Here is a 25,866-nt window from a genome sequence, read left to right as displayed (position 1 = left end):
CTAAATCTGTATTATTTTTATAGTTAGACGTCAAGATAACCATAGATTCCATTATATTAGATCGTAATTTTTCCTGACTTGATACACTTTCATACATAGCAGAAACTTCTTAACATTGCCTTTAAAACTTATTTTTCAAGATATTAGACATCATTCTTATGTGCAAACTCCTGCCATCTAACTATATCCTGACAGATATCATCTATACTTTTTTTTGTTTCAAAACCAAGTTCTTTCTTAGCTTTAGAAACATCTGCAAAACTTGCAGCAATATCACCTGCTCGCCTATTTACTATTTGATATGGTATTTCTTTACCTAATGCTTTTTCATAAGCTTTAACAAGCTCTAATACAGAGTAACCATTACCTGAACCTAAATTATAAACTCTCAAAGCAGGGTTAGCTTGCGCTAATTTTTCTAATGCTAAAATATGACCAATCGCTAAATCTACCACATGGATATAATCTCTTACCCCAGTACCATCTATTGTGGCATAATCTCCACCAAAAATACTAAGCTTAGCTAATTTACCAGATCCAACCAGACCTACATATGGCATAAGGTTATTTGGTATTCCTTGAGGATCTTCTCCTATCATTCCACTCTTATGAGCTCCTACAGGATTAAAATACCTTAAGCAAGTAATATTAAATTTATTATTAGCATTCTGAAGATCTTTCAAGATTTCCTCTAACATCAATTTTGTAGCACCATAAGGATTTGTAGTGCTAAGAGGCATATTCTCTGTAAATGGAGGTTCATTATTCATCCCATAAACAGTTGCTGATGAACTAAAGACAAAATCATATACTTTATAGTCCTGCATCAGCTCAAGCAAATTTATAGTTCCTTGAATATTATTATGATAATACTCTAAAGGTTTCTCTACACTCTCACCAACAGCTTTAAAGCCTGCAAAATGTATTACAGCATCAATTTTATGCTTTTGAAAAATACTCTCTAAATTAGGCTTATCCAACAGATCTACTTGATAAAAATCAAAATCCCTACTTGCTATAGTCTTAACTCTGTCTACTACGGATATTTTACTATTTGAAAGGTTATCTACCACTATTACTTCATAATCTCTATTTAGAAGTTCTACTACAGTATGACTACCTATATATCCTACACCACCTGTTACTAATATTTTTTTACTCATAAATATACTCTATATAATTTTTATTTTTTATTTCTTTTACTTTTATATTTTCAACTTTTCTTTTAGGTAAAAAGAAACTTATAACTTTTCTACAAATTACTCTTACTGTTTCAATAATAATAAGCAAATCAAAAATAAAACTCCATCTACGAATATAAATTAGATCTAGTTTTAATTTATTTTCAGGCAGTGTTTCATAATTTGTAAGAACCTGAGCATACCCTGTAATACCTGCTTTAACTTTAGTTCTATACGTAAATTCTGGAGTATCTCTTGTAAATTTCTCTATCAATTCCTGTCTCTCTGGGCGAGGACCAACTATTGACATATCTCCCATTAATACATTAAAAAACTGAGGTAGCTCATCAATCCATATAGGTCTAATTATTTTGCCAACTTTTGTGATTCTACTATCAAACTCAGATGCCCAAACAGCCCCAATACTAGACTCTGCATTAAATTGCATACTTCTGAACTTAACAAGCTTAAATTTCACATTGTCTTTAGTGACTCGCTCTTGGACAAAGAAGGGAGATTTTCTATCTTCTAAAAAAATAGCTAATGCTGTTATAAGCATTATCGGAGATGTTACTAAAATAAAAAAACAGCTTAAAATAATATCAAAAACTCTTTTTGTAACCTGTGCTTCAAAAGATAATCCAAAATTTTTAACACTCATTGCCATACTATCTCCCAAAGGTACAAGTACAGCTCCCCATATAGATATCTCATATTTTCTTGGAATAAGAACTATTTCTACACTATATTTACTTAATAATGATAGATCAGTATCTAACATCCTCTTCAAGCCTTTATCTGAAATAAAAACCTTTGTATATTTATCAATAATATCAGACAAGCTAATCTCACTATGATCTAAACTTAGATAACCTAATATAACTTCTTTAGGTAACTTGCAATCTTTTGCTTTTTCAAACATCCATTGTCTTTCTTCATTTAGCCCCAAAACAAGTATATTGTTTTCTATGGTTCTTCTCATTAGGCATCTGAAAAAGACTCTAGACATAGATAATAAAACTACTTGGATAGTAAAACCGAATAAGATCAAACTTCTTGGAAAAGAAAATCCTCTCAAGAAAAAGGCTAGTGCTGTTACAATAATAGCTATTGAACAACAACATAAAAACACTTTTAAAATATTTCTTGATTTTGATATTTTTTCCCCATTTGTATACTCACCAGTTAAGAACACAAATAAGGAAGTAACTATTATAAAAATAATTAAAAAGTCAAAACTACTAAAGTTACTAGTTTCATAGTTTAAAAGATGCAACGGTATAAAATAGCTTAGCAACACTATTATTACAGAAACTATTACCTCAAATATTTTTAAATTAATAAGCGAGTTATTATACTTTATCAAGCTCACTCCTCATCGACTCTATTGTATTTTTATAGCTCTCGGAGTTAAAAATAGCTGAACCTGCGACAAAAGCATTTACTCCACAACTTGCGATTTCTGCAATATTATTTGGGTTAACGCCTCCATCTATCTCTAATAAAATATCTCTACCTGTAGATTTGATCCATTTGGAGACTTCTTTAGACTTATCAAGCATCGCAGGAATAAATTTTTGTCCACCAAAGCCAGGGTTTACAGACATTATCAAAACTCTATCAATATGACTTTCAACATATTTTAAACAATCAATGTTTGTGGCAGGGTTTAATGCAAGACCTGCATCAATTCCAAATGATTTAATAAGTTGTAAGCTTCTATCTATATGTTCACTAGCTTCTGGATGAAAGACTATACTACTAGCACCTGCTTTAGCAAAGCTCTCTATAAGACTATCTACTGGCTTTACCATAAGGTGAACATCCATACCTGAATTAATTCCATAATCTCTCAATGCTTTTAGTACCATTGGACCAAATGTAAGGTTTGGTACATAGTGATTATCCATAACATCAAAATGAATATTATCAGCGCCTGCTTCTAATACATCCTTGACATCATCACCTAATCTAGCCAAATCTGCAGATAAAATAGAGGGATTAATTTGAAACTTTGTCATAATTTTTATTTTTTATGTATAAAATATTAAAGATAATTTTAGCATAACAGTATAAAATATTTGAGTAAATTAGTATTTTTAAAACTTAAAGATTCTTAACTTATACACATTTTAAAATAGAGGATAACTACCAAATGAGTCATATAGAGAATGCAAAAAAAACCTTTGAAATGGAAATAGAAGCATTACAAAATCTAAAAGATTCTATTAGCGAAAACTTCAAAAAAGCTTGTGATATCATTCTAGCAAACAATAAAGGGCGTGTTGTCGTTACAGGAATGGGGAAATCTGGCCATATCGGAAAAAAAATGGCAGCAACTCTTGCTAGTACGGGAACTCCAGCATTTTTTGTACACCCTGGTGAGGCTGGACATGGTGATTTTGGTATGATCACTTCTAATGATGTACTAATAGCTATATCTAACTCCGGAAATTCAAGTGAGATAATGGGATTAATGCCAATGATTAAACATTTAAATATCCCTGTTATTTCAATAACTAGTAACCCTGAATCTCTAATGGCAAAAAATAGTGATGTGTATTTGGATCTTGGTGTAGATAAAGAAGCTTGTCCATTAAACTTAGCTCCGACATCTAGCACAACAGCTACCTTAGTATTAGGAGATGCTTTAGCTATTGCTTTACTTAAAGCAAAAAATTTCTCTGCTGAAGATTTTGCATTCTCACATCCAAGTGGAGCTCTTGGAAGAAAACTAATTTTAAGAGTTGAAAATATTATGCGTAAAGGATCTGAAATACCTCAAATAAGCCCTTCTGACACAATTCGTAAAGCTATACTCGAGATAAGCAATAAAGGAATAGGAAATACTCTTGTTACCTCCGAAGATGGCATACTGCTTGGTATTTTCACAGATGGTGATTTACGTAGAATATTTGAATCTGATAATTTTGACTCACATATTCCAATTTCTAATGTAATGAGTAAACACCCTAAAACTGTATCAAAAAATGATATGGCTATGACAGCCTTAGAAAAGATGGAGGAGTTTGAAATTATGAGTCTTGCAGTAGTCGATAGTAACAATCATATTCTTGGAGTTGTAACTATGCATGATCTTATAAAATTAGGACTTAAATAACCTCATATTGATAGGGTAATTATATCCTGATTATTCCATGCTACTAACTGCTTCATAAGATATTTTTTATAATCATCATCTAGGCTTTTAAAATCTGCTAATTCGAAAGTTTCAACATTTTTCTCTGATATTGAACTTACCATTGCAAACTCTATCTGTGATAAGTTTTGATAATAGATATAATGATCTGAATTACGATAAGCGATATAAATTTGCTCTTTGCTAATATCTAGATTGCGGTCAAGCGCACTTGCATCAAATGGTAACAATATAAACTCAAGTGTTGGATTTATATTGATTTCTTTTATATCAGAGAAATTAATATCTTCGTTTATTCGACTACTTTTAATAACTTTAGATTCAGATATTTCTATAGAAAAAAGTAACCACTCAAACTCCATCAACTTAGATAGTTGTTCTGGCATTTCTACACTCCTTGAACATCTTAATAACTCAGTTGCTATTTGGTGAAAAGAAGGATCAAAAGAAGAGTTTTGTTCTAGGAAAATTTCTATAATCTGTTTTTTCATATTATGTGATGAATAGGAACTAAAATATGGAAAAGTATTCTCCAAAACACTCGAAATATTATGTATTATAAAGTCCCTATACATTTGTATAGTTTTATCACTTGAATTCCCATAACGTATAGCATGAGTAAATGCTTTCATCTTATTTTTTATACTTTCAGGGATATTCATATCTAAATACCTATAAAACTAGTTATATTATTTAATTCTGCTACAAGATCATTTAATTTTGGAACAAAATTATCCCTTTCAAGTAATAAAGGGCGCCACCCATGCTTCTTAATTGTGAATTTTGCTAAGTCTTTTACTTCTTGAACAACATCCTTTCCATGAGTGTCTATTATAAAATCATCACTTTTATAATGCCCCGCAATATGATAGTAGCTTATACTTCCTTTTTTTATATTGTCTATAAATTTATATGGATCATAACCATGATTCTGTCCATTAACATAAATATTATTAATATCAAGAAGAAGCTTAGCCCCGCTTTTTTCTAAAATAGTATTAATAAATTCAAGCTCATCCATATCATTATCATACTCATAGTAATATGAAATATTCTCTAAAGCGAGTGGCCTTTTAATAATATCTTGAACCTGTTCAATCCTATTACAAATGTGTGAAATAACCTCTCTTTCCCTAGGTACTGGCAAAAGATCATATAAATAGCCCTTTTCATCATCTGTGAAGCATAAGTGATCACTATATATATCTATGTTATAGTGATCCAAAAAAATTTTAAGACTTTTTAGAAATTCTTTATTTAAGGGTCTAAAACCAGCTATTGATAAATTAAGACTATGAGCTATTATTGGATAAATACTAGCAACCTTATCTAGATAGTCTTTTTTAAATCCACCTAACCCCATCCAATTTTCTGGAGCAAGTTCTAAGAAATCAACACCTTCAACTTTTTTAGCTGATAATGTTTTTTGATGCTCAGATCTTAAGCCAATACCTTGAGCTTTTTTAGTCACATACATAATTACTTTTAAACTTCTTTAATTCAAAATTAGAAGAATAATTAAGCTTCCATATCTGTTTGGCTTGAAGCATTTTGTGCTTGATTAGTACTATCAGACTTTGATTTAGCATGGGAACCACATGATCCACTAGCACACTTACTTCCACAGCTAGTATCACTTGAAGCAGCTTGACTACTTACAGTTGAAGAGCTCTGCGTAATTGGAGTTTTTGCTTGATCAGCTAAAGCTACACCAAATGACATAGAAGCTGTTAAAGCAATTGTTAAAGGTACTTTCTTTTTCATAGTTATTTCTCCTATATTAATCTTTTTAAAATTACAGATTAGAAACACAGTTAAGTTGATCATTACTTAATCTATAGAGCTTTGCAAGTATTATTTAATAAAAAGATAAAATTATATAAGACTAGGATAAGAAAGAATCTCTTAAAGAACGTTACCCATTAATACACTGTGATAACCAGCATCTACGTGGATATTTTCACCTGTAATACCAGAAGCCATATCTGAGCATAAGAAAGCTACTGTATTACCAACTTCCATAATATCAACATTTTTCTTAAGCGGAGATACTGTCGCATTATAATCTAACATTTTCTTAAAGTTAGAAATACCAGAAGCAGCAAGAGTCTTAATAGGTCCCGCTGATACACAGTTTACATTAATTCCATCTGGACCTAATGCAAGAGCTGTATATCTCATAGTAGCTTCTAGAGATGCTTTTGCAATACCCATTGTATTATAACTTGGCATAGCTTTTTCTGCACCAATATAAGTAAGACCAACGATAGATCCCTTTCTACCTTTCATCATCGCACGCCCTTCTCTAGCTAAGGCTGCAAAAGAGTAAGCACTTATATCATGAGCAATTGAGAAACCTTCACGAGTTACAGTATCGACAAAATCACCACCTAATTGATCGCGCGGAGCAAATGCAATTGAGTGAATAATGCCATCAAGACCATCCCAAACTTTGCCAAGCTCTACAAATAAATCTTTAATTTCTTGATCTGATGTAACATCACAAGGAAGAACTGCTGCTGGATTAAATTCAGCACTTAGTTTTTCAACTCTTTCTTTGAATTGGCCAACATAAGTAAATGCAAGCTCTGCACCTTCTCTATGTAGAGCCTTTGCAATCCCATAAGCAATTGACTTATTACTTAAAAGTCCAGTAACCACAATTTTCTTTCCTGCTAGAAAACCCATCTAAATTCTCCTTTGTGAATTTTTTATTAAAACATTAACTTCTTGTATAATAACCCTATTGATTATATGTACAAATACTACAAACTTATATATATAATTATAGATAATCGTAAAATAAAACACTAGCCTAATTTATAAGAGAGATGTTCTATGAATCGTAATAATAAGAAAATAGTTCCAACACATGATGGTGAAGTCACATTTGACCGCGCTAAAGAGACTTGGAATATACTAAAAATAACATCTGAACTTGTAGAAGGTTTTGAACGTTTAGATAAGCTTACTCCTGCTATTAGCATATTTGGATCTGCAAGATTACAAAAAGACAATAAATATTATCTAAAAACTACAGAAATAGCAGAGAAGCTATCTAACCATGGATTTACAATCATTACAGGTGGAGGACCTGGAATTATGGAGGCTGGTAATAAAGGTGCTTTAGATGGATCTTCTTCAAGCGTTGGTTTAAATATAACCCTTCCTCACGAGCAAAAACCTAACCAGTATCAAGACATTAGTCTTAGCTATAGATACTTCTTCACAAGAAAAGCTATGTTTATTAAACACTCCATGGCATATATCGTAATGCCCGGAGGCTTTGGAACTATGGATGAATTATTTGATATAGCCACTTTAATCCAAACTGAGAAAAAGACATATATGCCTGTTATACTTTTTGGTAAGGACTTTTGGGGAGGTCTAGTTGAATGGATAAAAACAACAATGTTAAAAAGTGGTGTTGTTGATGGAAATGATCTAAAGATTCTCCATCTTGTTGATACAGTAGATGAAGCAATTGATATTATTCGTGAATATTATCAAAACTCATATCATTCAAAAGAACATGCACATATAGTATTTTAAGGTTAAACTTATATGGATATTAATACCATCTCATCAACTTTGATACATAATTCCTTACCCATAATAGTCGCCTTTAATGTATTAATTCACATTTTTTGTGGCTTAGGAATAGCAAAAGATATCCCAAAAGTTCTAGATAAAAGATTAACTACTATTTTATTACCTAAAAATATTTGGATTTTAGTAGGCTTAGTCTTTGGTATATGGGGATTATTGATATACTGGTTATTCCATCACTCAACTATCTCTAGAGGATAAATTAAGGAGCTTTTTAAATGAGCAATAATAATTTATGGCAACCAAAATCATATAACTCAACAGGAAAGTTTGTTACACAATATGGCAATGATGTTATTGAACTTTTAAGTCCTTCTCAAGGTGAAAATATTCTAGATTTAGGCTGTGGAACTGGTGAGCTTACAAATGAAATTAAAAGCAAAGATGCCAAAGCTACGGGTGTTGATATTTCAGAGAGTATGTTAATAAAAGCAAAACAAAACTATCCTGACATTGAGTTTAAGCAAATGGATGCACAACAATATCTAGATTTTGATAAAGAAAGTTTTGATGCGGTTTTTTCAAATGCCGCTTTGCACTGGATGATAAATCCTCTTGCTGTTATAAAAAACATAAATAAAGTTCTGAAAAAAAATGGTAGATTTGTATTTGAAATGGGTGGTAAAGGTAATATTAAAGAAGTACTATCCAGCTTAGATACAACTGCTAAAAAATATAATATCGAAGATTATGATATAAATAACTTCTATCCGAGTATTTCAGAATATAGCTCTCTTCTTGAGGAAAATGGCTTTACTGTAAAATATATGATTCTATTTGAAAGACCTACTCTACTTGAGGGTAAAGATGGTTTTAAAAACTGGGTAAAAACATTTAGAGTAAATTTACTAGATAAAATAAATAATGTCGATGATTTTCTCAATGATGCTGAATCTCTTGCGTATAGAAAGCTTTTTAAAGATAACAAATGGTATGCTGACTATGTAAGACTTAGAGGAATTGCTATAAAAAACTAAGTAACTTCATTAACTTGTGCTTAAAATGAAATTATAAATTTAAAAAAGGAATCCTTATGAAAAATAAATATAAGATCATTATCGCATCAGTCATGAGCCTGGCATATATATCTAGCTTTGCATGCACAACGATGGGTTTTGCTGGGAATATTGTTAAAGGAGGAGGAACTTTAATTTTTAAAAATAGAGATGCTGAGATAATTGGTAAAGAGCGCTTAGAAATATTTAAATTTAAACAAGGTAATGATTTTTTAGCTTTAACATATAATACAGATAGCACAGTTAAAGGATATCCGTACATTGCTGGAGGAACTAATTCAAAAGGATTGACAGTCTTGGTAAATGACCCTGCTAGTCATGCGCCAGCTGCTAAAAATGTGGATCAAATTGAAACTACAACAGTTCAAAACCTACTAAGAAATTACTCTACAGTCGCAGAAATTGAGAAAAATAAAGCAAAAATATTTAGTAAAAATGATCCAGCGCTATATACAGTAAGTGATCATAAACAAGTTGCTAGCTTTGAAGAAGGATATAGAGGTAAATACGGATATAAAGTTACTGACAACGGCTATGTATGGAATACTAATTATTATCATTTAAAAGGTGTTAATAAGCAAAATGAAGAGTCTATAACGGACATAACAGACAGAACAAACACTTTAAAAGAATGGCTTGCTAATATGCCTAAAAAAGTTCAGCTAGGTGATTTAACTAGACTTTCTGCTAGTCACTACAATGGTGAATATAATAGTATCAATAGACAGTTTACTGTGGCTAAATACTTCGCAGTATCTCCCCCAAACTCTAAAGATACTCATCTTTATATTAGATTCACAATTCCTACGCAGAAGTTTAATTCTTATCATCTAACTATAAATGATGAATTCTTTAAAAATAATCCTGCTGGACCATTAGACAATAATAAGTATGGTCTACTTGGTTCTATGAATAACTAACAATAAATATTAAACCTCAGGGGCACCAACAGGTACTCCATTCTCTAATCTGTCTGCAGAATCCCGAACAGTTTCTGCAAACTGAGGATTTTCTAATAATGCATCTTTAGCAGCATTATACTCTTGATTTGATAAGATTATAGCTTGTGAGTAACTATAATTTTCCACTTCTTCACGAGAGGTACCTTCAGGTATTTCAAGATTTTTTGTATCAGCTTCTACTGTATCATAACGAGTTTCTGCGTTAGAAACCTGTGTAGTATAATCATTATAAGAATTAGCACTGTTAGTTTGTGCAGTTGTTTTATTACTCTCTAACAGTGTTACTTCATCCTCTAAAACAGATATCTCATTTCTTAATGTTGTAGCATTTGCCTCTGCAGCTTCTGCACTTGCTTGAAAAGTTGCTGCTAATTCAGTATCTCCATTTGCTTCAGCTGTAGCTTGATTAGCTCTATGAACAGTAGCATCTGCTTCATACTGTGTAGCATCTGTATCCTTTTGATCTATCAAATCATTTCTAGTAGCTAGCTCACTGTTTATCGTTGTTATCTCACTTTGATAATCATTATAGTCTGCTAAAGCGCTATCTCTTGCTGTAATATAACTTTGATACTCAGTATCAACTGCAAGAGCATCATCTCTTCTTTGATACCACGCAGTTAATGCATTATTAAAATTAGTATCTACAGTACTAGATAATTCATCTATTAAGCTTTGAAACTCTAATAAATCATCATTTAATTCTTCACTACTCTCATTACAACCATTAGGCATTGCTCCAGAAGGAGGACTACCTGTCGGCTGATTAGGATCGACCGTTCCATCGCTACGATTATCATAACCAATATCACATTCCCAGTTAACTAAAGTTCCTCCATTATTTATTCTTGGAGTTATTGCTATTTGATAAGCAATACCTTGAACTACAGGATGACTAATTAATCGACCGTTATTTTCTCGAAACTCATTCATGATAGCAACATTATCATCACCAAAATAAGTATCTTTCATATCAGCTATTCCTGACTGGAACTGCTGATCACTGCTTATTCCTTGCTCTTGAATATACATTGCAACTGCTTTACGATAATTATCCATTTTATCAATCTCATTTTGCAATCTAACTTTGGTTATATGATTTGAATACGATACTACTGCAGCAACTGCTATTATAGCTACTATCGCTATTACAACCATTAATTCAACAAGAGAGAAACCTTTATTGTTTCTTATCATAATTCTATAAAAACATAATAAATGTATATATATTCTATACTTTTATGAAATTTTATGTAGTTACAATTTATTAAAGTTGCTATTTATTACTTGACATTAACTCAATATCTTTTTTAAGGATCTCCTCAATAACCTCATCATTTAATGTATGATCTAGGTCTTTAATTAAATTAGTCTTACCCCAAGTGCTCTCAAAAAATTTATTATCAACGATCGTATCATTCTCTGTAAGAGTAACTTTAATATTCTCATTAAATTTACCAAGCTTACCATTCATAAATAATAAGAAATATGCTCCAAGCATTTTTCTAAGTCTAACCTTTCTTAACACTCTCATCGTCTTATGATGAATAAAAAACGGAGTAATTAAATGTAATTTTTTATACAACTCTTCATCTATTAATGATGATATGCCTGCAGACATAGAGATCGCATAAATTAAATCATAGTTTTCTCTATTAATTTTATACTTATCAATAATTCGTTTTAGTTTTCTTTTGACAAATACTGGACGACCTAGAGCTACAGTAGTGACTTTAACTTTTTTACCATCGACAACAGTATGTACTACTGAGTCGCCTTTACTAAAGTAACCTCTTATTATTATTACATTTAAAGTATCTTTTATATTTCTCTTATTCATTAGGCTTTTTCAATAAGTTCTATTTGATAACCATCAGGATCTTTTATAAATGCTATAATTTGAGTTCCTCCTTTTAAAGGACCTGCCTCACGAGTTACAACACCACCCCTTCTTTTTACAGCATCACAAGCTTTATAAACATTGTCTACTTGCATACATAAATGTCCAAACGCGTTACCATGCTCATACTCATGATCACCCCAATTATATGTTAGCTCTAAAACTGTATGACTAGAAATATCTCCATATCCTAAAAATACTAATGTATACTTATATTCAACATTATCCATTTTTTTCTGTACAGTCATTCCTAAAATATTTGTATAGAAATCTATAGACTTATCTAAATCCTTAACCCTTAACATCACATGAGCAAAGCGCATGCTACCTCCTAAAGATATAATATTTGTTATTAATAGATACTTTTGTTATATTATAGCAGATTTTAAATCCCCTGTTCGTAACTATCCAGGGTAAACAAAACTAAAGGTAGACAAATGAGTAATTTTGATATTTTAATCCTCTTTACATTTATGGACTTCTTTATTTTATTTCTGGCTTTTAAACTTTTTGGTAAAAAGGGATTACACGTATTTATAGTTATTAGTGTAATAGTAGCAAACATCCAAGTTAATAAGGGTGTTACTTATGATATTGCTGGATTTCATATAATTGCGACTTTAGGTAATGTTATGTTTGGAGGTATTTTCACAGCTAATGACCTACTTAATGAAAAATATGGTCGACAAGAAGCAAGAAAAGCCGTACTTAAATCAATATTTTTTGGTTTATCATTTGTACTTCTAATGTTTATGGCAACACTATTTAATTCTATTAATGATTCTTTTTATAAACAAACAAACGAAGCTTTTGATTTATTTTTCTCAATTAATGGCGGTGCGCTAAAAGCTGTAATAATTGGTAACTGTGTTTATTTAATCTCACAATTATTTGATGTACTTATTTATTCAAAGCTTAGAAGTTTCAGTTCTGATATAAAATGGCTATGGTTTAGAAATACAGGATCTACTTTAATATCTCAAATACTTGATACAAGCCTTATAACTTACGGATTTGCTTTAGCTGGTATCTTACCTATAGAAAGTGCCTTTGAAATAATCATCTCAACTCTAGTTATAAAATATATAATAGCCTTTATAAACGCTCCTTTATTTTATATTTTAGCATTCACAAAGCCTAAAGAATCATAAGCATTAAAATTACAATAATACATGCTAAATAAACCCAATCCTGTATCCTATTAGGAACTATTCGTGATAATTTAACACCAATTGATACACCTACAAAAGAACCAACAACTATACTAACAGCTACTGGCAGATAAACATACCCTAAACAATAACTAGGTAGGTTTGGATCTCCAAAACCTATCAAGGTATATGATATAGCTCCAAAAAGTGCTAAAAAAGGTATTATAGATGATGAAATAGCTGCTGCTGATGTAAGCTTATAGTTGCGCCCTCTTAAGAAAGGAACAATAATTATACTTCCACCAATACCAAGCACTACAGATACAAAACCTGTTATAAGACCATAAGTATACAATAACTTCGATGATGGTTTATTTATACTATGACTAGATTCATTAATTTTTGCAGATTTTGCATTACTGATCATTTTTAATATTAGCTTAGCAATTGTATATATCAAAAATATAATGAATAGAATCTTTAATAAGATACTTGAAAGATAACTAGCAACTGCTGCCCCTACGATAGTACCTATAATTAATCCTAGTTTTAACTTTAGCGCAACATTCCAAATTATATTATTGGCCTTGTGATGCGCATAAGTCGTTTTTAAAGATGTAAACAACATAACAAGCAAAGATGTCGCAACAGCTATATGCATTGAATTAGATGCATATGTAGGTTCATATACAGAAATATACATAGCAATAGCAGGTACAACTATAACACCTCCTCCAAAACCAAATAATGCTGCTAATGTACCTACTATGATACCTATAACAACAAAACAAAAAATAACCGAAATCATATTAAATATATTCCAAAATTTAATTAAACAATTAGATTAGTCCAAGCTTACCTAGACCATAATAGACACCATCATGATAATTTGCTTTAGTTATAAAGCTAGCTTTCTCTTTTAACCTTTCTGAAGCATTTTCCATTGCTACTGCTACATCAACCCTATCAAACATTTCTAGATCATTGTTACCATCGCCAAACGCATATGTTTCATAGTTATCTAAATTAAGGTTTTCAACAACTTTATTAATACCGTCAGCTTTAGTATGTCCTGCTAAATAACAATCCACATACCCATTTTCATCATGTGGCGCGATAACATAACTATCACCTAAAGTATTTTGCAATGCAATGCTATCAACATTCTTACCTAAAACTAAAGCATTATAGATAGTGACATTATATAAATTATGAGTTGTAATAATCTTATCTTGATTAACAATTACATTATTATAAAAATAACCAAGATCTTCAGACTCTAGATTATTTACATATGCATACTCACCTTCAAAGAGCCAATCATGATTATGCTTCTCACAAAATTTTAAAACATTATCTATCGCACTTTGAGGGAAAAGTTTCTCATAAACTAATTTTCCACCAATACTAACAACAGACCCGTTTGCTGTAATAAAACCATCCATTGGTAAACCTAGTACTGCCTCAGGAATAAAGCCTTGAGTGCGTCCTGTTGCTATAAAAGTTTTATAGCCTTGTTTTCTTAAATCTTTTATTGCTTGGATATTTTTATCAGAGACAAAAAGTTTACCTTGCTTTTCATGAACTAAAGTTCCATCAATATCAAAAAAGAATGCTTTATTTTTCATTATATTCCTCAACTTTCAAATTAGTCACCGTCGTTCTTGGCACATAGTTTTTCTACTTACGCGAGAGACTCCCATCTCCTTGGGAATAACTACTATTATTAAATCAATAACTTCATCTAATAAATAAACATTGCATCACCATAGCTAAAAAACCTATATTTTTCAGCTATCGCATGCTTATATGCTTTCATAATTTTTTCTTTATCAGCAAATGCACTAACCAACATAATAAGAGTAGACTTTGGCAAGTGGAAATTAGTAATCATTGCGTCGACGACATTAAAACTTTTACCTGGATACAAGAAAATATCAGTCTCACCTTGATAAGGCTCAATTTCACCACTCTGTGCCGCAGTTTCTAATGAACGTACAGAAGTTGTGCCAACAGCTATTATTCTACCACCATTTGCCTTTGTTTGACGAATTTTCTGGCAAACATCGTCTGGTACAGAAATAACCTCCGCATGCATTTTATGATTATCAACATCATCAACTTGAACAGGTTTAAAAGTTCCAGAACCCACATGCAGAGTGATATAAGCTATATCTACTCCTTTATCTTTTATCTGTTGCATCAATTCTTCTGAAAAGTGTAATCCTGCTGTAGGAGCAGCAACAGAGCCTAAATCTTTAGCATAAACTGTTTGGTATCTGTCAGCATCAAATTCCTCATCATCTCGCTTCATATATGGAGGTAGAGGAACATGTCCAAACTCTTCCATAATCTGATAAATATCTTTATCTCCTTGAATCTCAAGTAGATACATGCCACCATCTTTTTCTAGAACCTTTACTAAAGTATCTTGAACATATATATCACTACCAACAACTGGTGAGCGATTTGCTTTGATATGAGTTTCAAAAACTTTTGGTGAATGCACTCTTTCTATAAGATACTCAAGTTTTGCTCCTGTAGTTTTTTCACCATACAATCGTGCTAACATTACTTTACTATTATTAAAAATAAGCAAATCTTCTGGGTTTATAAAATCTATAAAATCAGTAAACTTATGATCTACTATTTCACCAGTTTGCTTATTTAATTTTAACAATCTACTAGCATCACGATTTTCTAGAGGATAACTAGCGATTAACTCTTCTGGTAACTTATAATCAAAATCATCTGTTTTCATTTAATAAAATTATTTTTAAAAAAGCTTTTGAGCAAAATATTATCATAACTTAGATAATAGATATAACAATTTAGGTCATTATCACCTTAATATGCTATTATCCGTATATATAACAATTTAAATATAAATATTTATGTTATTTTCAGACTTACACTTAAGCCAAAACATCATAGAAATATTAGAAAATAAAAATATCAAAACACCCACAAACTCACAAGCCTTAAGCTTTGGAAAAATTTCATCTGGTAATAATATATGGTTAAAATCACCAACAGGTAGTGGTAAAACACTCGCTTATATTTTACCAATTATAAATAAACTACTAATAAATAAAAAACCTCTTACTCAAGTTGTTTTTTTTACACCCACTCATGAGTTAGCTATTCAAATTAGTAATTTTATAAATGAGACTTTCTCAAGCATAGGCATTAAATCATTAGCATTAATTGGTAAAGCATCTATAGACAGACAAAAAGAGAAATTAAAGAAAAAACCTAATATTGTTGTTGGTTCTGTTGGCAGAATTCTAGAACTTATTGATCAAAAAAAGCTAAAAGCTGCTCATTTACAGTACTGTATCATCGATGAGGCAGACCGGATGCTTGAAGATGATAGCTTAAAGCTTTTAAAACAAGTTATCTCTAAGACTACAAATCTACAATATATATTAGGCTCTGCTACTATCAAAAATCATGCCTTTGATATTGCTAATGGTTTTATTGAAAACTTAGAGCTTATTGATAATTCAAAAGAAAAAGAAACAATAGAACATAACTATATTATCGCTGATGGCAATCGTAAAACAGATACCTTACGAAAATTACTCAACAAAATATCTCCAGCCAAATCTATAATATTTCTACATAGAAATAATGATGTAGATTTCGTCACTAAGAAAATAGATAAACTAGAATGTGGTGTTGGCTCTATTCATGGTGAACAAAATAAAATTGATAGAGCTAATACCATCAAAAAGTTCAAAAATGGCCAAATTAAAGTTTTAGTTGCCTCAGATGTTGCAGCTAGAGGACTTGATATTAATGATGTAGATTTTGTAATAAATTATGATATCCCTTCAAAAGCAGAAGATTACCAGCATCGAGCAGGCAGAACAGGTCGTATGGGAAAATCTGGTAATAGCATTCTAATAATTAAAGAAGCTGAATTCTCTTATATTGAAAAATTACAAAAGAAGTTAAGAATTGATATTAAGAAATTTTAATATGTAATTTGTAAGCAAAACTACCTGTTTCATTTTGATTGTTTTATAAAGTACTTTGAATTGATTTAAGTATTTCTAAAACACTTTTCAGATATTTAAATATCTTTCTAATTTTAGCATTAATAATGATCTTTCTTTACAAAGCCTGCTTCACTACTAAACTTTTAACAATACTATTTTTATCAACAAACTCAAATCCGGCTCTACGGGCTTTTTTGATATAATCATTTTCGCTACCAAAAACTTCTTTAAAGGCTTTCATTAGAGCTATCATTTTTTTATTATCAAGTCTTCTTTCGCGTTGATACTTATCAAGAGTTGAAATATGACCAATCAGCCTACCTTTGGCAAATGCCTCACTAAGAACTTTCGTAAGAGCAATCACATCTTTAAAACCGATGTTCACACCTTGTCCAGCAAGAGGATGAATAGTGTGGGCAGCATCTCCAACTAGCACAACATTATCTTGAATATAAGATTTCGCATGGCGCTGAATTAATTCAAAGTTAAATCTTTTTGATAAAAGTTTTACATTCCCAAGAGTATTATCAATTGCTTTTGCTAACTCTAATTCAAATTTCTCATCAGCTAAACTCATCAGGAAATTAGCATAATCAGTTTTTACAGACCAAACTATTGATGCTTTATTAGAGTTTTCTAAGGGTAGAAACGCTAATACACCCTTATCATAAAAGCGCTGATATGCTGTTAGATCATGCTCTCTTTCAAGCTCAAGTGTCGCTACTATAGCAGTATGTTTATATGAGTTTATTTTAGTTTCAAAATTAAAATAATCACGAATAAAGGAGTTAGCTCCATCAGCACCAACTATTAGGCTTGTTTCAACGATATTTTGCTGTGAAGTACTTTCAACCGACCCTTCAACTCCGCTCAGGGATCTATCTATTAATATAATCTTTTCCGTATTTCCATTTCTTTGAATCTTTTGTATTTTTTGATTCGCAAAAATCTCAATACTCGTATCATTAATTTTTTCAACTAATGCTTGAGTTATTACATCATTCTCAACTATACATCCCAAACTATGCTCGGATATTTCTTCAGCTGCAATACTAATGCTCTCACTAACCACATCATCCCATACTTGCATTTGATAATATGGTGATATACGATTGCTTTTAATCTTACTCCAAATACCTAGCTCTTGCAGCAATCTCTTTGAGGTGTGATTAATTGCACTAACTCTAGTCTCTACTCTGTTAGAATCTAGAGGTTTTCGATTAACATCTCTAGCTTCAACAACTCCAACTTGCAAGCCACTTTTATGTAGTGCTAAGGCAAAACTAAGCCCAACCATACCCCCACCAACAATTACAACATCTTTTTGGATATTCCTAATGCTCATCTTCAACCACCTTTCTCATTAAAGTCGAGCCCTTTGTGAGTTTGCCCATCATTACTCGTGATAAAGCCTTCTTAGCTAATTTACTTCTTTGTAATAAGTGTAAACTCGCATTTCTACTTGCAATTAACTTACGGTCATTTGAAACAAACCATTTAACAAAACCATGTGTTATATTAATTGTTCTATCATGATCAGGCTTTCTAACTTTCTCAAACTCTTGCAAAACTCTTTCAATATTCCCCTTTGTTTGGAAGGGGTGGCAGTCGCTAGACTGACGGGATAGTTTAGCTAGTAAGTCATACAAAAAACCAATATCTCTAATGCTAAGATTCATACCTTGACCAGATACTGGATGTAAAAAATGTAACGCATTACCAAAAAATAATACATTATCTTTATATACTTCATTTGACTGAACAAGATATAAGGGGAAAACTACAGGTTTTGTAGTAACTTTAACTTGACCCAATCTATACCCAAACCTATCTTGGATTAGTTCTTCAAACTCTTTTTTATCTAGAGCTAATTTTGCTTTTGAATCTTTTCGATCAACAGTCCAGACACATCCCATGACCGTTTTTGACTTAGGAAGCATTGCAAGCACTCCATCTGTCATAAACCTCTCATATGCGGTATTTTGATTATCTAAATCTGTTTGAATATCAAAAACAACTGCATCTTGTTTATAATCAGTCGTTTGCGCTTCTACATTTATCATTTTGCGCATACTTGAATTTGCACCATCACAAGCGATTATTAACCCTGCTTGTATAATGCTCTTCTGGCCTTGCTTTTCAACTACTAAAGAATACTCATTAGAGTTTTTCTCTAGATCTATAACATTAGTTTCGAAGGATTTAATGATATTTAGATTATCGGCAACACTTTGTAAAGCTACAGCCAAAAGCTCCTGCATAGAAACTATAGCACCTAAAAATGGTAAATTTTCATCTTTAGCAAAAATCTCTGCTCTCCCATATCTACCTTTATCAGAAATATGAACTTTTTTAATAGCTTGTGCTGTACTTGCTACTTTATCCCATAAGCCAAGAGTGTTTAAAAACGCTATTGATGAGTAAGATACGGCTATACTTCTATTATCATTTTTAACCTGTAATTGATCTTTTTCAATATGAATAATTTTACAACCAGTTTTTGCAAGTGCTAGAGAAGTTAATAAACCAACTATTCCTCCTCCCACAATTGCTACATCATATTTAATATTCATTTTAAATCTCAAATTTTTTCACTATCTATAAGTAGTACTGCAACTTTTGTATACTCTAATAATTCCATAAAATCATCTTCGTTACTCTCGTCTTGCCCTAAAGAATCATAATCCATATATGATATTTGCATTAGGTCATGAATTGCTTCTTTGACTTCTTTATCTTTTGAATTCTCAAAGTCTAAACCAAATAAACCGACCCCAGATAAGAAACCTTTGATCCAGTAAGTGAGCGCTTCTGCTCTATAACTTAAGGGCTCACTATCTTCAGGAATAAATAAATCAAAGCTCAAACCTTTCTCATCAAATTGAGACTTTGTATAATCATAAAGTTTTTTCATAGTTTTTAAAGCTGAAGTTGCAACCAAATCTCCTTCTTCAATAGTTTTTGTCATCAAAGAGTCTGACCATGCAGTAAATTTGACTTTTGCACCAAAACTAAACAATGCACAAAGTAAACCATGAGCTTCAGAAGCTGAGCTTAGGGCCTGCATCACTTTTAAAGCCTCAGTAACATCTTCAAAATTAGGTTTTTCATTTTTCATAGAAATTTATTTTTTATATTATGTGTATTGTTAGTTATTTTACTGTATCTAGATAATTAGTTATAGGTATTTTTTGTCAGATTAACTAAAGAAACTATAAATAGTTTTATAGTAAAAACATATAATGGATTAAAGCTTAAATATATTAATTTTTTTTGAAATAAGAGTTAAGAAACATATCTTAAGATTGATAATTTGGTGGCTCTTTTGTAATAGTCACATTATGAACATGAGATTCATTAAATCCAGCACCTGTAATCTGAACAAATGTTGGCTGAGTACGCATTGTTTCAATATCTTTTGATCCAGTATAGCCCATACTAGATTTTAACCCACCTATTAACTGATGGATAACAGCAGAAAGTAAACCTTTATAAGGTACCCTTCCTTCTACACCCTCTGGAACAAATTTCTTAGACTCCGTATTACTTTGGAAATATCTATCAGAAGATCCTTGCTCCATAGCGCCAAGAGATCCCATACCACGGTATGATTTATATGAGCGGCCTTGGAAAAGCTCAACCTCACCTGGAGACTCTTCTGTACCAGCAAAAAGCCCACCTATCATGACTACAGATGCCCCTGCAACGATTGCTTTTGCTATATCACCTGAGAATCTAATTCCACCATCTGCAATAACTGGAACTCCAGTACCTTCTAATGCTTCGGCAACATTAGATATTGCTGTAATTTGCGGTACTCCAACGCCTGCAACAATTCTTGTTGTACAGATAGAGCCAGGGCCTATACCAACTTTAACAGCATCTGCCCCAGCTTTTACTAAATCACAAGCAGCTTCAGCTGTAGCAATATTTCCACCGATAACTTGAATCTTAGGGTAAGTATCTTTTACCCACTTAACCATATCTAGTACACCTTGAGAATGACCATGAGCAGTATCTACAACTATAATATCAACACCTTCAGCTGCTAAAGCTGTAACTCGATATTTAGTATTTTCTGCTGTTCCTACTGCTGCTCCGACTCTTAAACGACCTAAAGAATCTTTACAAGCATTTGGCTTATTTTGCGATCTCTCAATATCTTTAGTCGTAATCAATCCTACAAGTTCACCCTTATTATCTACAACTAAAAGCTTCTCAATCTTATACTCATGTAAGCGTTTTTTAATAGATCCTTGAGACGCATCTTCAGCAACCGTAACAAGTTTCTCTTTAGTAGTCATTATAGAGCTAACAGGCTCTTCTAAGTCTTTAGCAAACCTAAAGTCACGCCTTGTAACAATACCTACAATATGATTATTTTGATCTACAACAGGAAATCCAGAAAAATTATGCTCTCTTGCTAGCTGCATTATTTCTTTGATTGAGCTTTCTGGCTTAACGGTAATAGGATCTATTACCATACCATTCTCAAATCTTTTTACTTTCTTAACTTCTTGAGCTTGAGCTTCTATAGACATATTCTTGTGAATAATACCTATACCACCCTCTTGAGCTATTGAAATAGCTAAGCGAGACTCCGTAACTGTATCCATTGCAGCTGATACTAAAGGAATATTTAACTGAATACCTCTAGTAATATTTGTTTTCAAATCAACCTGATGAGGTAAAACATTTGAATATCGAGGTGAAAGCAATACATCATCAAAAGTGATTGCTTCTTGAGTAATTCTTAACATTATTGATCTCCGTAATTAAAGTCTAGAGTTTGAATTTAATTACAGTCTCATTTTATCACATAAGAAAAAATATGCTAGAGAAAAATAAATTATTTATTAAGACAAACATATCTAACCATGTAGAGCTTAACTTACAGGTTAACACCTAAAACATACCCTTATTGATTAATTAAAGTTCTTAAAATAAGTAAAACATTGGTAAAACTGTTTAGTAAAGTCTTAATAGAAAACTTAGTAAAGAATATATAAATTTAAAGTAGCTTTAATCTATTTTTATACTATAAAATATTGGTAATAAGCTTGAAGAAATTAATACTTCCATTTAATAAAAACATAGTTATAATATGCAACTTTAAAGACCTATTTATTATAATCATTTTGAAAAAGACTCCTTTAAAAAGATTACTAATAGCAATAACAATATTAGTACCAATATTAATAATAGCAGCATATATCTTCGGCAAAAATATGCTGCAATCAGAGAGGGCTAGCTCTATAAATCAAGTAGACTACAACATCCCTCTTAGCTCTTTTATGCTAAAAGAATCATAATAGTTGCTATAAAAATATTTAAAAAAACAGATTTTACTGCTAGGTTCCCAATTTGCTATAGAAATGATATAGTGTAAATAAGCTTTAAGAAACGATATTCTTTGAATGTTAAAAAAGAAAAATATATTAATAGCTATTATAATCATTGCCATAGTAATATTTAGTTTTATTATTGGTAAGATATCAGGCTTTAATAAAGCGACTTCAATACATGAGAGTGAATTACAAATACTAGAGCAAAATAAATTATCTCAAACTCCTGAAAATACACAAAATTGCCGTCCAAATGTAAGTTCAAAAAAGAAAAACTATGTTATTGGCTACGGAAGTCTTATGAATAAAGCATCCCGACAGATTACTGTGCCTGATGCAACTTATGCAGCACCAGTACTAGTTAGTGGATTTGAAAGACTATGGGCGTCACGTGGAGAAAAATCACATGCTACATTCTTACTTGCGGTACCAAATCAAGGCTATGCTATGAATGCTATCTACTATAAAGCTTCAGCTAGTGATATCTCTGCTACAGACTTAAGAGAGGCATCTTATTGTAGAGTTAAAGTTCCCCGTAAAGATATAGTTCCTTTAGGAGTTAAAAGCTTACCTAAAGGAGATTTCTGGATGTATGTAAAGGATTTTAAAGATGCTGAATTCCCAACAAAGAAATATCCCATATTACAAACTTATGCCGATGTTTTTATGACAGGATGCTTGCAAACCCAAGCAGAATTTGACCTAACAGAGTTTGGCAAACTTTGCTTCCAAACTACTTATGGTTGGGATTTAGCGAATTGGTTATATGATAGATCAGATCCTCGTTATGCTAGGTATTCAAAAAATACTGAAAAATATCGTACACCAATTGATAAAATCATCCATCGTTTAAGTTATAATAATGATCCATTATAATAACTAATTAAACCTATAAATTTAAAATGAATCTCAACAGTAGAAAAATATGTATTGCCCCAATGCTTGATTGGACCGATAAGCACTACCGTTATATGATGCGTTTAATAACCAAAGAAACTATGTTGTATACAGAAATGGTAACTTTAAACGCTATACTTCATGGCAATAAAGATTTTCTACTAAAATATAATCCTGAAGAAAATCCTGTTACTCTTCAACTTGGAGGTTGTGTGCCTAAGGATTTTATAACATGTAGTAAATTAGCTGAAAAGCTAGGCTACGATGAGATTAACATAAACGTTGGTTGCCCCAGCGAAAGAGTTAAAAAAGGCAACTTTGGTTTATCTCTAATGGCAGAACCAAATCTAGTTGCTGATTGTGTCAAGGCAATGAAAGATAATATCAATATCCCAATATCTGTTAAATGTCGTATAGGTTATGACCATAATGATAGCTATGAAGAGCTACATAACTTTGTAGATAAGCAAGTTCAAGCAGGAGTTGATTTTGTTTGCATCCATGCACGTAAAGGCTGGTTAAGTGGTCTTTCACCTAAAGAAAACCGTACAATCCCTGAACTTAAATATGATGTTGTTTATAATATTAAGAAAGACTTCCCGAACTTAGAGCTTGGTATTAATGGAGGTATTACAACAGTTGAAGATACTCATGCACATTTAGAGTATGTTGATAGTGTAATGATTGGCCGTGAAGCATATCACAATCCTATGATATTTAAAAATTTTGATCATGAGTTCTATAACCAAGAATCATCACAAATAACTCCCCTTGAAGTTGGCTATAAAATGGCTGAGTACATTATACAACAAATGCAAAAAGACTCTAACATTAAGCTTAATAATATAACAAAGCATACACTAAATCTTTTTAATGGCTTACCAAATGCTAGAGTTTATCGCAGGTATTTAAGTGAGAATGCTACCAAGAAAGATGCAAATGTTGACACTTTTTTAGAAGCCTTAAAAGTTTTTGAAAGATAAAAACTCCCCTAGTCAAAAGTTATAATAAAACGAAGCTCCATACTACTTCGAATATCAATCCCCTCTGACAATCTTACTGCTGAATGATAGGTTACATCACTATGATTTTGATAATTTTTCGCCTTCTCACTATCAAACTGTTTAAAAATAACTAACTCATCAATATCAAGATCATGAAAATACCCCCAAAAATGATTGGAACTATTTTTCAACCTATAGCTTGAGTTTTTAAACTCTTTCGACTTAACCTCTATAATCCCCATATCTGCTGCTTTTGCATATTTACCAGACATAAAAGCTAATGTAGATGTTTGAGATTTTTGATTAACATGCATCCATGCATTTATAAATATATATTTTTTCCCTTCTTTTAATAGTCCCTTCTCTATTAAAGAACTTCGACACTGAGCTCCAGATGAACAAGTAAAATCAGAATGTGCTGAACCGATACCTTTATCATTAGAGTCTTTGACGATATTTCTAACTAAAGCAGATCTTAGAATTATTTTATCTGCTTCTGGGAAAACTCTATTAACTCCTTTAAAGATATTATCTAAATAAGGCTTGATATTTTCGTAAACATTTCCTTCTAAATCTAGAACCATAGGCTTTTCCAACCTTACAAGTTCAACACCGTAGTTATGCATATTTACATCGTCAACATTTCTAAGGTCATACACTTTCTTTTCTACAGTAGGTAAATGCCTATTAGCTTCTGAATAATTGTTAGGAGCCTTCACCTTTTCTGAAAACTGTCGAATATCACTATTAGGCTCTCTAAATGCAATTTTTGATAAAATAGAATTTTTATCACTAAAATCATTTTCATTAAACTTTCTTAAAGGCTTTTGTTGAAAGTTTTCTTGCCAAAAATTTAACTCAGTACTATCATCTATTGGTACAACATTTGTAGCGTCAATATTAGTATGCACATCGTTAACTATAAACTTTTCTTTCTCAACTAGGTTGTCGACTAAAGGCTCAAGATTTTTATTTAGTAGCTTTGCAAACATTTTAAGCATCCTCGCTAGTTAGTGAATCATTATTCTCACCATTTATATTATCAATAATTAATAGCTAAATATATAAAAAATTAATAATAGTTCAAATTTTTAATGCCAAATTTTTGTATAAAGAGATAAAATAAACTATAGGAACATTACAAGAGTGTTAATACAGAGATGTTTTGGAAAAGATATAAAATATTACTAAAAGAAGTTAGAGAAACTAAGTCAACTAAAATCACCTTTGAAAAAAACTCTATAGAAATAAACAAACATAAACTAAAGAAAAATGAAATAAAAAAGGAAGATATACTCTTAATTTACGGTATTGAATATAAAGATAAAATAAAGGGCCAGATTATCTATAATGTCTCTAAGAAGGCATACATAGACAAAGGCATACCTAACATATTAAACCTTCTTATAACCTTATTCTTAATTATGGTTGTCATTTATCTCCATTTTACAAATATGCTTTTACATACTGTAGGACCTTTTGAAAAAATTTTTACCATATCAGTTCTTATATACCTTCACTTTATAGTGTTTGAATGTATAAAAGGATTTATTCATGTAAGGTTCTATTTATGGAGGAATAAATCAAAATTTAACAGTATATACAATAAATTATGAAAACTAACTTTAAACAATGAA

The 25,866-nt window shown here is 31.3% G+C and carries 27 protein-coding genes; 9 read left to right on the top strand and 18 right to left on the bottom strand.

Annotated elements, in window-relative coordinates; translation table 11 throughout:
• Window positions 1-143 precede the first annotated feature (143 nt).
• From galE to rpe, 3 genes are read right to left on the bottom strand one after another with little or no spacing between them, the layout of a single operon-like run.
• Window positions 144-1,163, bottom strand: a complete 1,020-nt coding sequence (gene galE / locus F3D62_RS01270) for a UDP-glucose 4-epimerase GalE (RefSeq protein WP_150466447.1) — start codon at window positions 1,161-1,163, stop codon at window positions 144-146.
• A complete protein-coding gene (locus F3D62_RS01265) occupies window positions 1,156-2,553 on the bottom strand; it encodes a sugar transferase (RefSeq protein WP_150466446.1) in 1,398 nt (465 codons plus the stop codon). Before F3D62_RS01265 ends, galE begins: the two co-directional genes overlap by 8 nt.
• A complete protein-coding gene (rpe, locus tag F3D62_RS01260) occupies window positions 2,534-3,202 on the bottom strand; it encodes a ribulose-phosphate 3-epimerase (protein ID WP_150466445.1) in 669 nt (222 codons plus the stop codon). Before rpe ends, F3D62_RS01265 begins: the two co-directional genes overlap by 20 nt.
• A 134-nt stretch (window positions 3,203-3,336) precedes the next feature.
• On the opposite strand from rpe, the gene F3D62_RS01255 reads away from it, so the two are divergent.
• Window positions 3,337-4,302, top strand: a complete 966-nt coding sequence (locus tag F3D62_RS01255; protein ID WP_150466444.1) for an SIS domain-containing protein — start codon at window positions 3,337-3,339, stop codon at window positions 4,300-4,302.
• 2 nt (window positions 4,303-4,304) lie between these two features.
• Here F3D62_RS01255 and F3D62_RS01250 read toward each other — a convergent pair whose 3' ends face one another.
• From F3D62_RS01250 to F3D62_RS01235, 4 genes are all read right to left on the bottom strand, one after another.
• Window positions 4,305-5,003, bottom strand: coding sequence for a putative DNA-binding domain-containing protein (locus F3D62_RS01250; protein WP_150466443.1), 699 nt, complete (start codon window positions 5,001-5,003; stop codon window positions 4,305-4,307).
• 2 nt (window positions 5,004-5,005) lie between these two features.
• On the bottom strand, window positions 5,006-5,812 hold the full coding sequence (locus F3D62_RS01245; RefSeq protein WP_191092507.1) for a DUF692 domain-containing protein: 807 nt from the start codon (window positions 5,810-5,812) through the stop codon (window positions 5,006-5,008).
• A gap of 47 nt (window positions 5,813-5,859) precedes the next feature.
• Window positions 5,860-6,105, bottom strand: a complete 246-nt coding sequence (locus tag F3D62_RS01240) for a hypothetical protein (protein WP_150466441.1) — start codon at window positions 6,103-6,105, stop codon at window positions 5,860-5,862.
• A 141-nt stretch (window positions 6,106-6,246) separates the two neighbouring features.
• On the bottom strand, window positions 6,247-7,029 hold the full coding sequence (locus F3D62_RS01235; RefSeq protein WP_150466440.1) for an enoyl-ACP reductase: 783 nt from the start codon (window positions 7,027-7,029) through the stop codon (window positions 6,247-6,249).
• 150 nt (window positions 7,030-7,179) lie between these two features.
• Here F3D62_RS01235 and F3D62_RS01230 point away from each other — a divergent pair, with 150 nt between their 5' ends.
• From F3D62_RS01230 to F3D62_RS01215, 4 genes are read left to right on the top strand one after another with little or no spacing between them, the layout of a single operon-like run.
• Window positions 7,180-7,893, top strand: coding sequence for a TIGR00730 family Rossman fold protein (locus F3D62_RS01230; protein ID WP_150466439.1), 714 nt, complete (start codon window positions 7,180-7,182; stop codon window positions 7,891-7,893).
• A 12-nt stretch (window positions 7,894-7,905) separates the two neighbouring features.
• Window positions 7,906-8,151 (top strand): hypothetical protein, encoded by a 246-nt coding sequence (locus F3D62_RS01225; protein WP_150466438.1) that lies wholly within the window; start codon window positions 7,906-7,908, stop codon window positions 8,149-8,151.
• 17 nt (window positions 8,152-8,168) lie between these two features.
• Window positions 8,169-8,927: a class I SAM-dependent methyltransferase gene (locus tag F3D62_RS01220; RefSeq protein WP_150466437.1), complete on the top strand. Its 759-nt coding sequence runs from the start codon at window positions 8,169-8,171 to the stop codon at window positions 8,925-8,927.
• Window positions 8,928-8,983: 56 nt separating this feature from the next.
• Window positions 8,984-9,886 carry a carcinine hydrolase/isopenicillin-N N-acyltransferase family protein gene (locus F3D62_RS01215; protein WP_150466436.1) on the top strand — a complete coding sequence of 301 codons (903 nt, stop codon included), beginning with the start codon at window positions 8,984-8,986 and terminating at the stop codon, window positions 9,884-9,886.
• Between the two features lie 9 nt (window positions 9,887-9,895).
• Here F3D62_RS01215 and F3D62_RS01210 read toward each other — a convergent pair whose 3' ends face one another.
• The 3 genes from F3D62_RS01210 to gloA all read right to left on the bottom strand — a co-directional run bounded on the left by F3D62_RS01210 (window position 9,896) and on the right by gloA (window position 12,151).
• Window positions 9,896-11,125 carry a prepilin-type N-terminal cleavage/methylation domain-containing protein gene (locus F3D62_RS01210; RefSeq protein ID WP_150466435.1) on the bottom strand — a complete coding sequence of 410 codons (1,230 nt, stop codon included), beginning with the start codon at window positions 11,123-11,125 and terminating at the stop codon, window positions 9,896-9,898.
• A gap of 79 nt (window positions 11,126-11,204) precedes the next feature.
• Entirely contained in the window at window positions 11,205-11,768 is a 564-nt protein-coding gene (locus tag F3D62_RS01205) for a hypothetical protein (protein ID WP_150466434.1), read from the bottom strand.
• Window positions 11,768-12,151, bottom strand: coding sequence for a lactoylglutathione lyase (gene gloA / locus F3D62_RS01200; RefSeq protein WP_150466433.1), 384 nt, complete (start codon window positions 12,149-12,151; stop codon window positions 11,768-11,770). Before gloA ends, F3D62_RS01205 begins: the two co-directional genes overlap by 1 nt.
• A gap of 114 nt (window positions 12,152-12,265) precedes the next feature.
• Here gloA and F3D62_RS01195 point away from each other — a divergent pair, with 114 nt between their 5' ends.
• The gene (locus F3D62_RS01195) at window positions 12,266-12,979 is read left to right on the top strand and encodes a queuosine precursor transporter (protein WP_150466432.1); all 714 of its coding nucleotides are present in this window, start codon (window positions 12,266-12,268) and stop codon (window positions 12,977-12,979) included.
• On the opposite strand, the gene F3D62_RS01190 is transcribed toward F3D62_RS01195, so the two are convergent.
• The 3 genes from F3D62_RS01190 to queA form a co-directional block, all read right to left on the bottom strand.
• The gene (locus F3D62_RS01190) at window positions 12,966-13,787 is read right to left on the bottom strand and encodes a sulfite exporter TauE/SafE family protein (protein WP_150466431.1); all 822 of its coding nucleotides are present in this window, start codon (window positions 13,785-13,787) and stop codon (window positions 12,966-12,968) included. The two genes, F3D62_RS01195 and F3D62_RS01190, sit on opposite strands and share 14 nt — an antisense overlap.
• Before the next feature lie 31 nt (window positions 13,788-13,818).
• Window positions 13,819-14,607 carry a Cof-type HAD-IIB family hydrolase gene (locus F3D62_RS01185; protein WP_150466430.1) on the bottom strand — a complete coding sequence of 263 codons (789 nt, stop codon included), beginning with the start codon at window positions 14,605-14,607 and terminating at the stop codon, window positions 13,819-13,821.
• A 116-nt stretch (window positions 14,608-14,723) separates the two neighbouring features.
• Window positions 14,724-15,740, bottom strand: coding sequence for a tRNA preQ1(34) S-adenosylmethionine ribosyltransferase-isomerase QueA (gene queA / locus F3D62_RS01180; RefSeq protein WP_150466429.1), 1,017 nt, complete (start codon window positions 15,738-15,740; stop codon window positions 14,724-14,726).
• Window positions 15,741-15,873: 133 nt separating this feature from the next.
• Here queA and F3D62_RS01175 point away from each other — a divergent pair, with 133 nt between their 5' ends.
• The gene (locus F3D62_RS01175; RefSeq protein WP_150466428.1) at window positions 15,874-16,962 is read left to right on the top strand and encodes a DEAD/DEAH box helicase; all 1,089 of its coding nucleotides are present in this window, start codon (window positions 15,874-15,876) and stop codon (window positions 16,960-16,962) included.
• A gap of 136 nt (window positions 16,963-17,098) precedes the next feature.
• On the opposite strand, the gene F3D62_RS01170 is transcribed toward F3D62_RS01175, so the two are convergent.
• The 4 genes from F3D62_RS01170 to guaB all read right to left on the bottom strand — a co-directional run bounded on the left by F3D62_RS01170 (window position 17,099) and on the right by guaB (window position 21,743).
• A complete protein-coding gene (locus F3D62_RS01170) occupies window positions 17,099-18,328 on the bottom strand; it encodes an FAD-dependent oxidoreductase (RefSeq protein WP_150466427.1) in 1,230 nt (409 codons plus the stop codon).
• The gene (locus F3D62_RS01165; RefSeq protein WP_150466426.1) at window positions 18,318-19,556 is read right to left on the bottom strand and encodes an FAD-dependent monooxygenase; all 1,239 of its coding nucleotides are present in this window, start codon (window positions 19,554-19,556) and stop codon (window positions 18,318-18,320) included. The genes F3D62_RS01170 and F3D62_RS01165 overlap by 11 nt, the downstream gene beginning before the upstream one ends.
• A gap of 8 nt (window positions 19,557-19,564) precedes the next feature.
• Complete coding sequence (locus F3D62_RS01160) at window positions 19,565-20,101, bottom strand: UPF0149 family protein (protein WP_150466425.1); 537 nt, start codon at window positions 20,099-20,101, stop codon at window positions 19,565-19,567.
• A gap of 181 nt (window positions 20,102-20,282) precedes the next feature.
• Window positions 20,283-21,743, bottom strand: coding sequence for an IMP dehydrogenase (guaB, locus tag F3D62_RS01155; protein WP_150466424.1), 1,461 nt, complete (start codon window positions 21,741-21,743; stop codon window positions 20,283-20,285).
• Window positions 21,744-22,400: 657 nt separating this feature from the next.
• Here guaB and F3D62_RS01150 point away from each other — a divergent pair.
• Window positions 22,401-23,204: a gamma-glutamylcyclotransferase family protein gene (locus tag F3D62_RS01150; protein ID WP_150466423.1), complete on the top strand. Its 804-nt coding sequence runs from the start codon at window positions 22,401-22,403 to the stop codon at window positions 23,202-23,204.
• A 26-nt stretch (window positions 23,205-23,230) separates the two neighbouring features.
• Window positions 23,231-24,208: a tRNA dihydrouridine(20/20a) synthase DusA gene (gene dusA, locus F3D62_RS01145; protein WP_150466422.1), complete on the top strand. Its 978-nt coding sequence runs from the start codon at window positions 23,231-23,233 to the stop codon at window positions 24,206-24,208.
• An 8-nt stretch (window positions 24,209-24,216) separates the two neighbouring features.
• Here dusA and F3D62_RS01140 read toward each other — a convergent pair whose 3' ends face one another.
• Complete coding sequence (locus tag F3D62_RS01140; RefSeq protein WP_150466421.1) at window positions 24,217-25,221, bottom strand: CmcJ/NvfI family oxidoreductase; 1,005 nt, start codon at window positions 25,219-25,221, stop codon at window positions 24,217-24,219.
• Window positions 25,222-25,866: the final 645 nt, after the last annotated feature.

It is taken from the genome of Francisella sp. SYW-9, from assembly GCF_008711465.1.
GTDB lineage: Bacteria > Pseudomonadota > Gammaproteobacteria > Francisellales > Francisellaceae > Francisella.
This window is presented reverse-complemented; position numbering and strand designations above follow the sequence as displayed.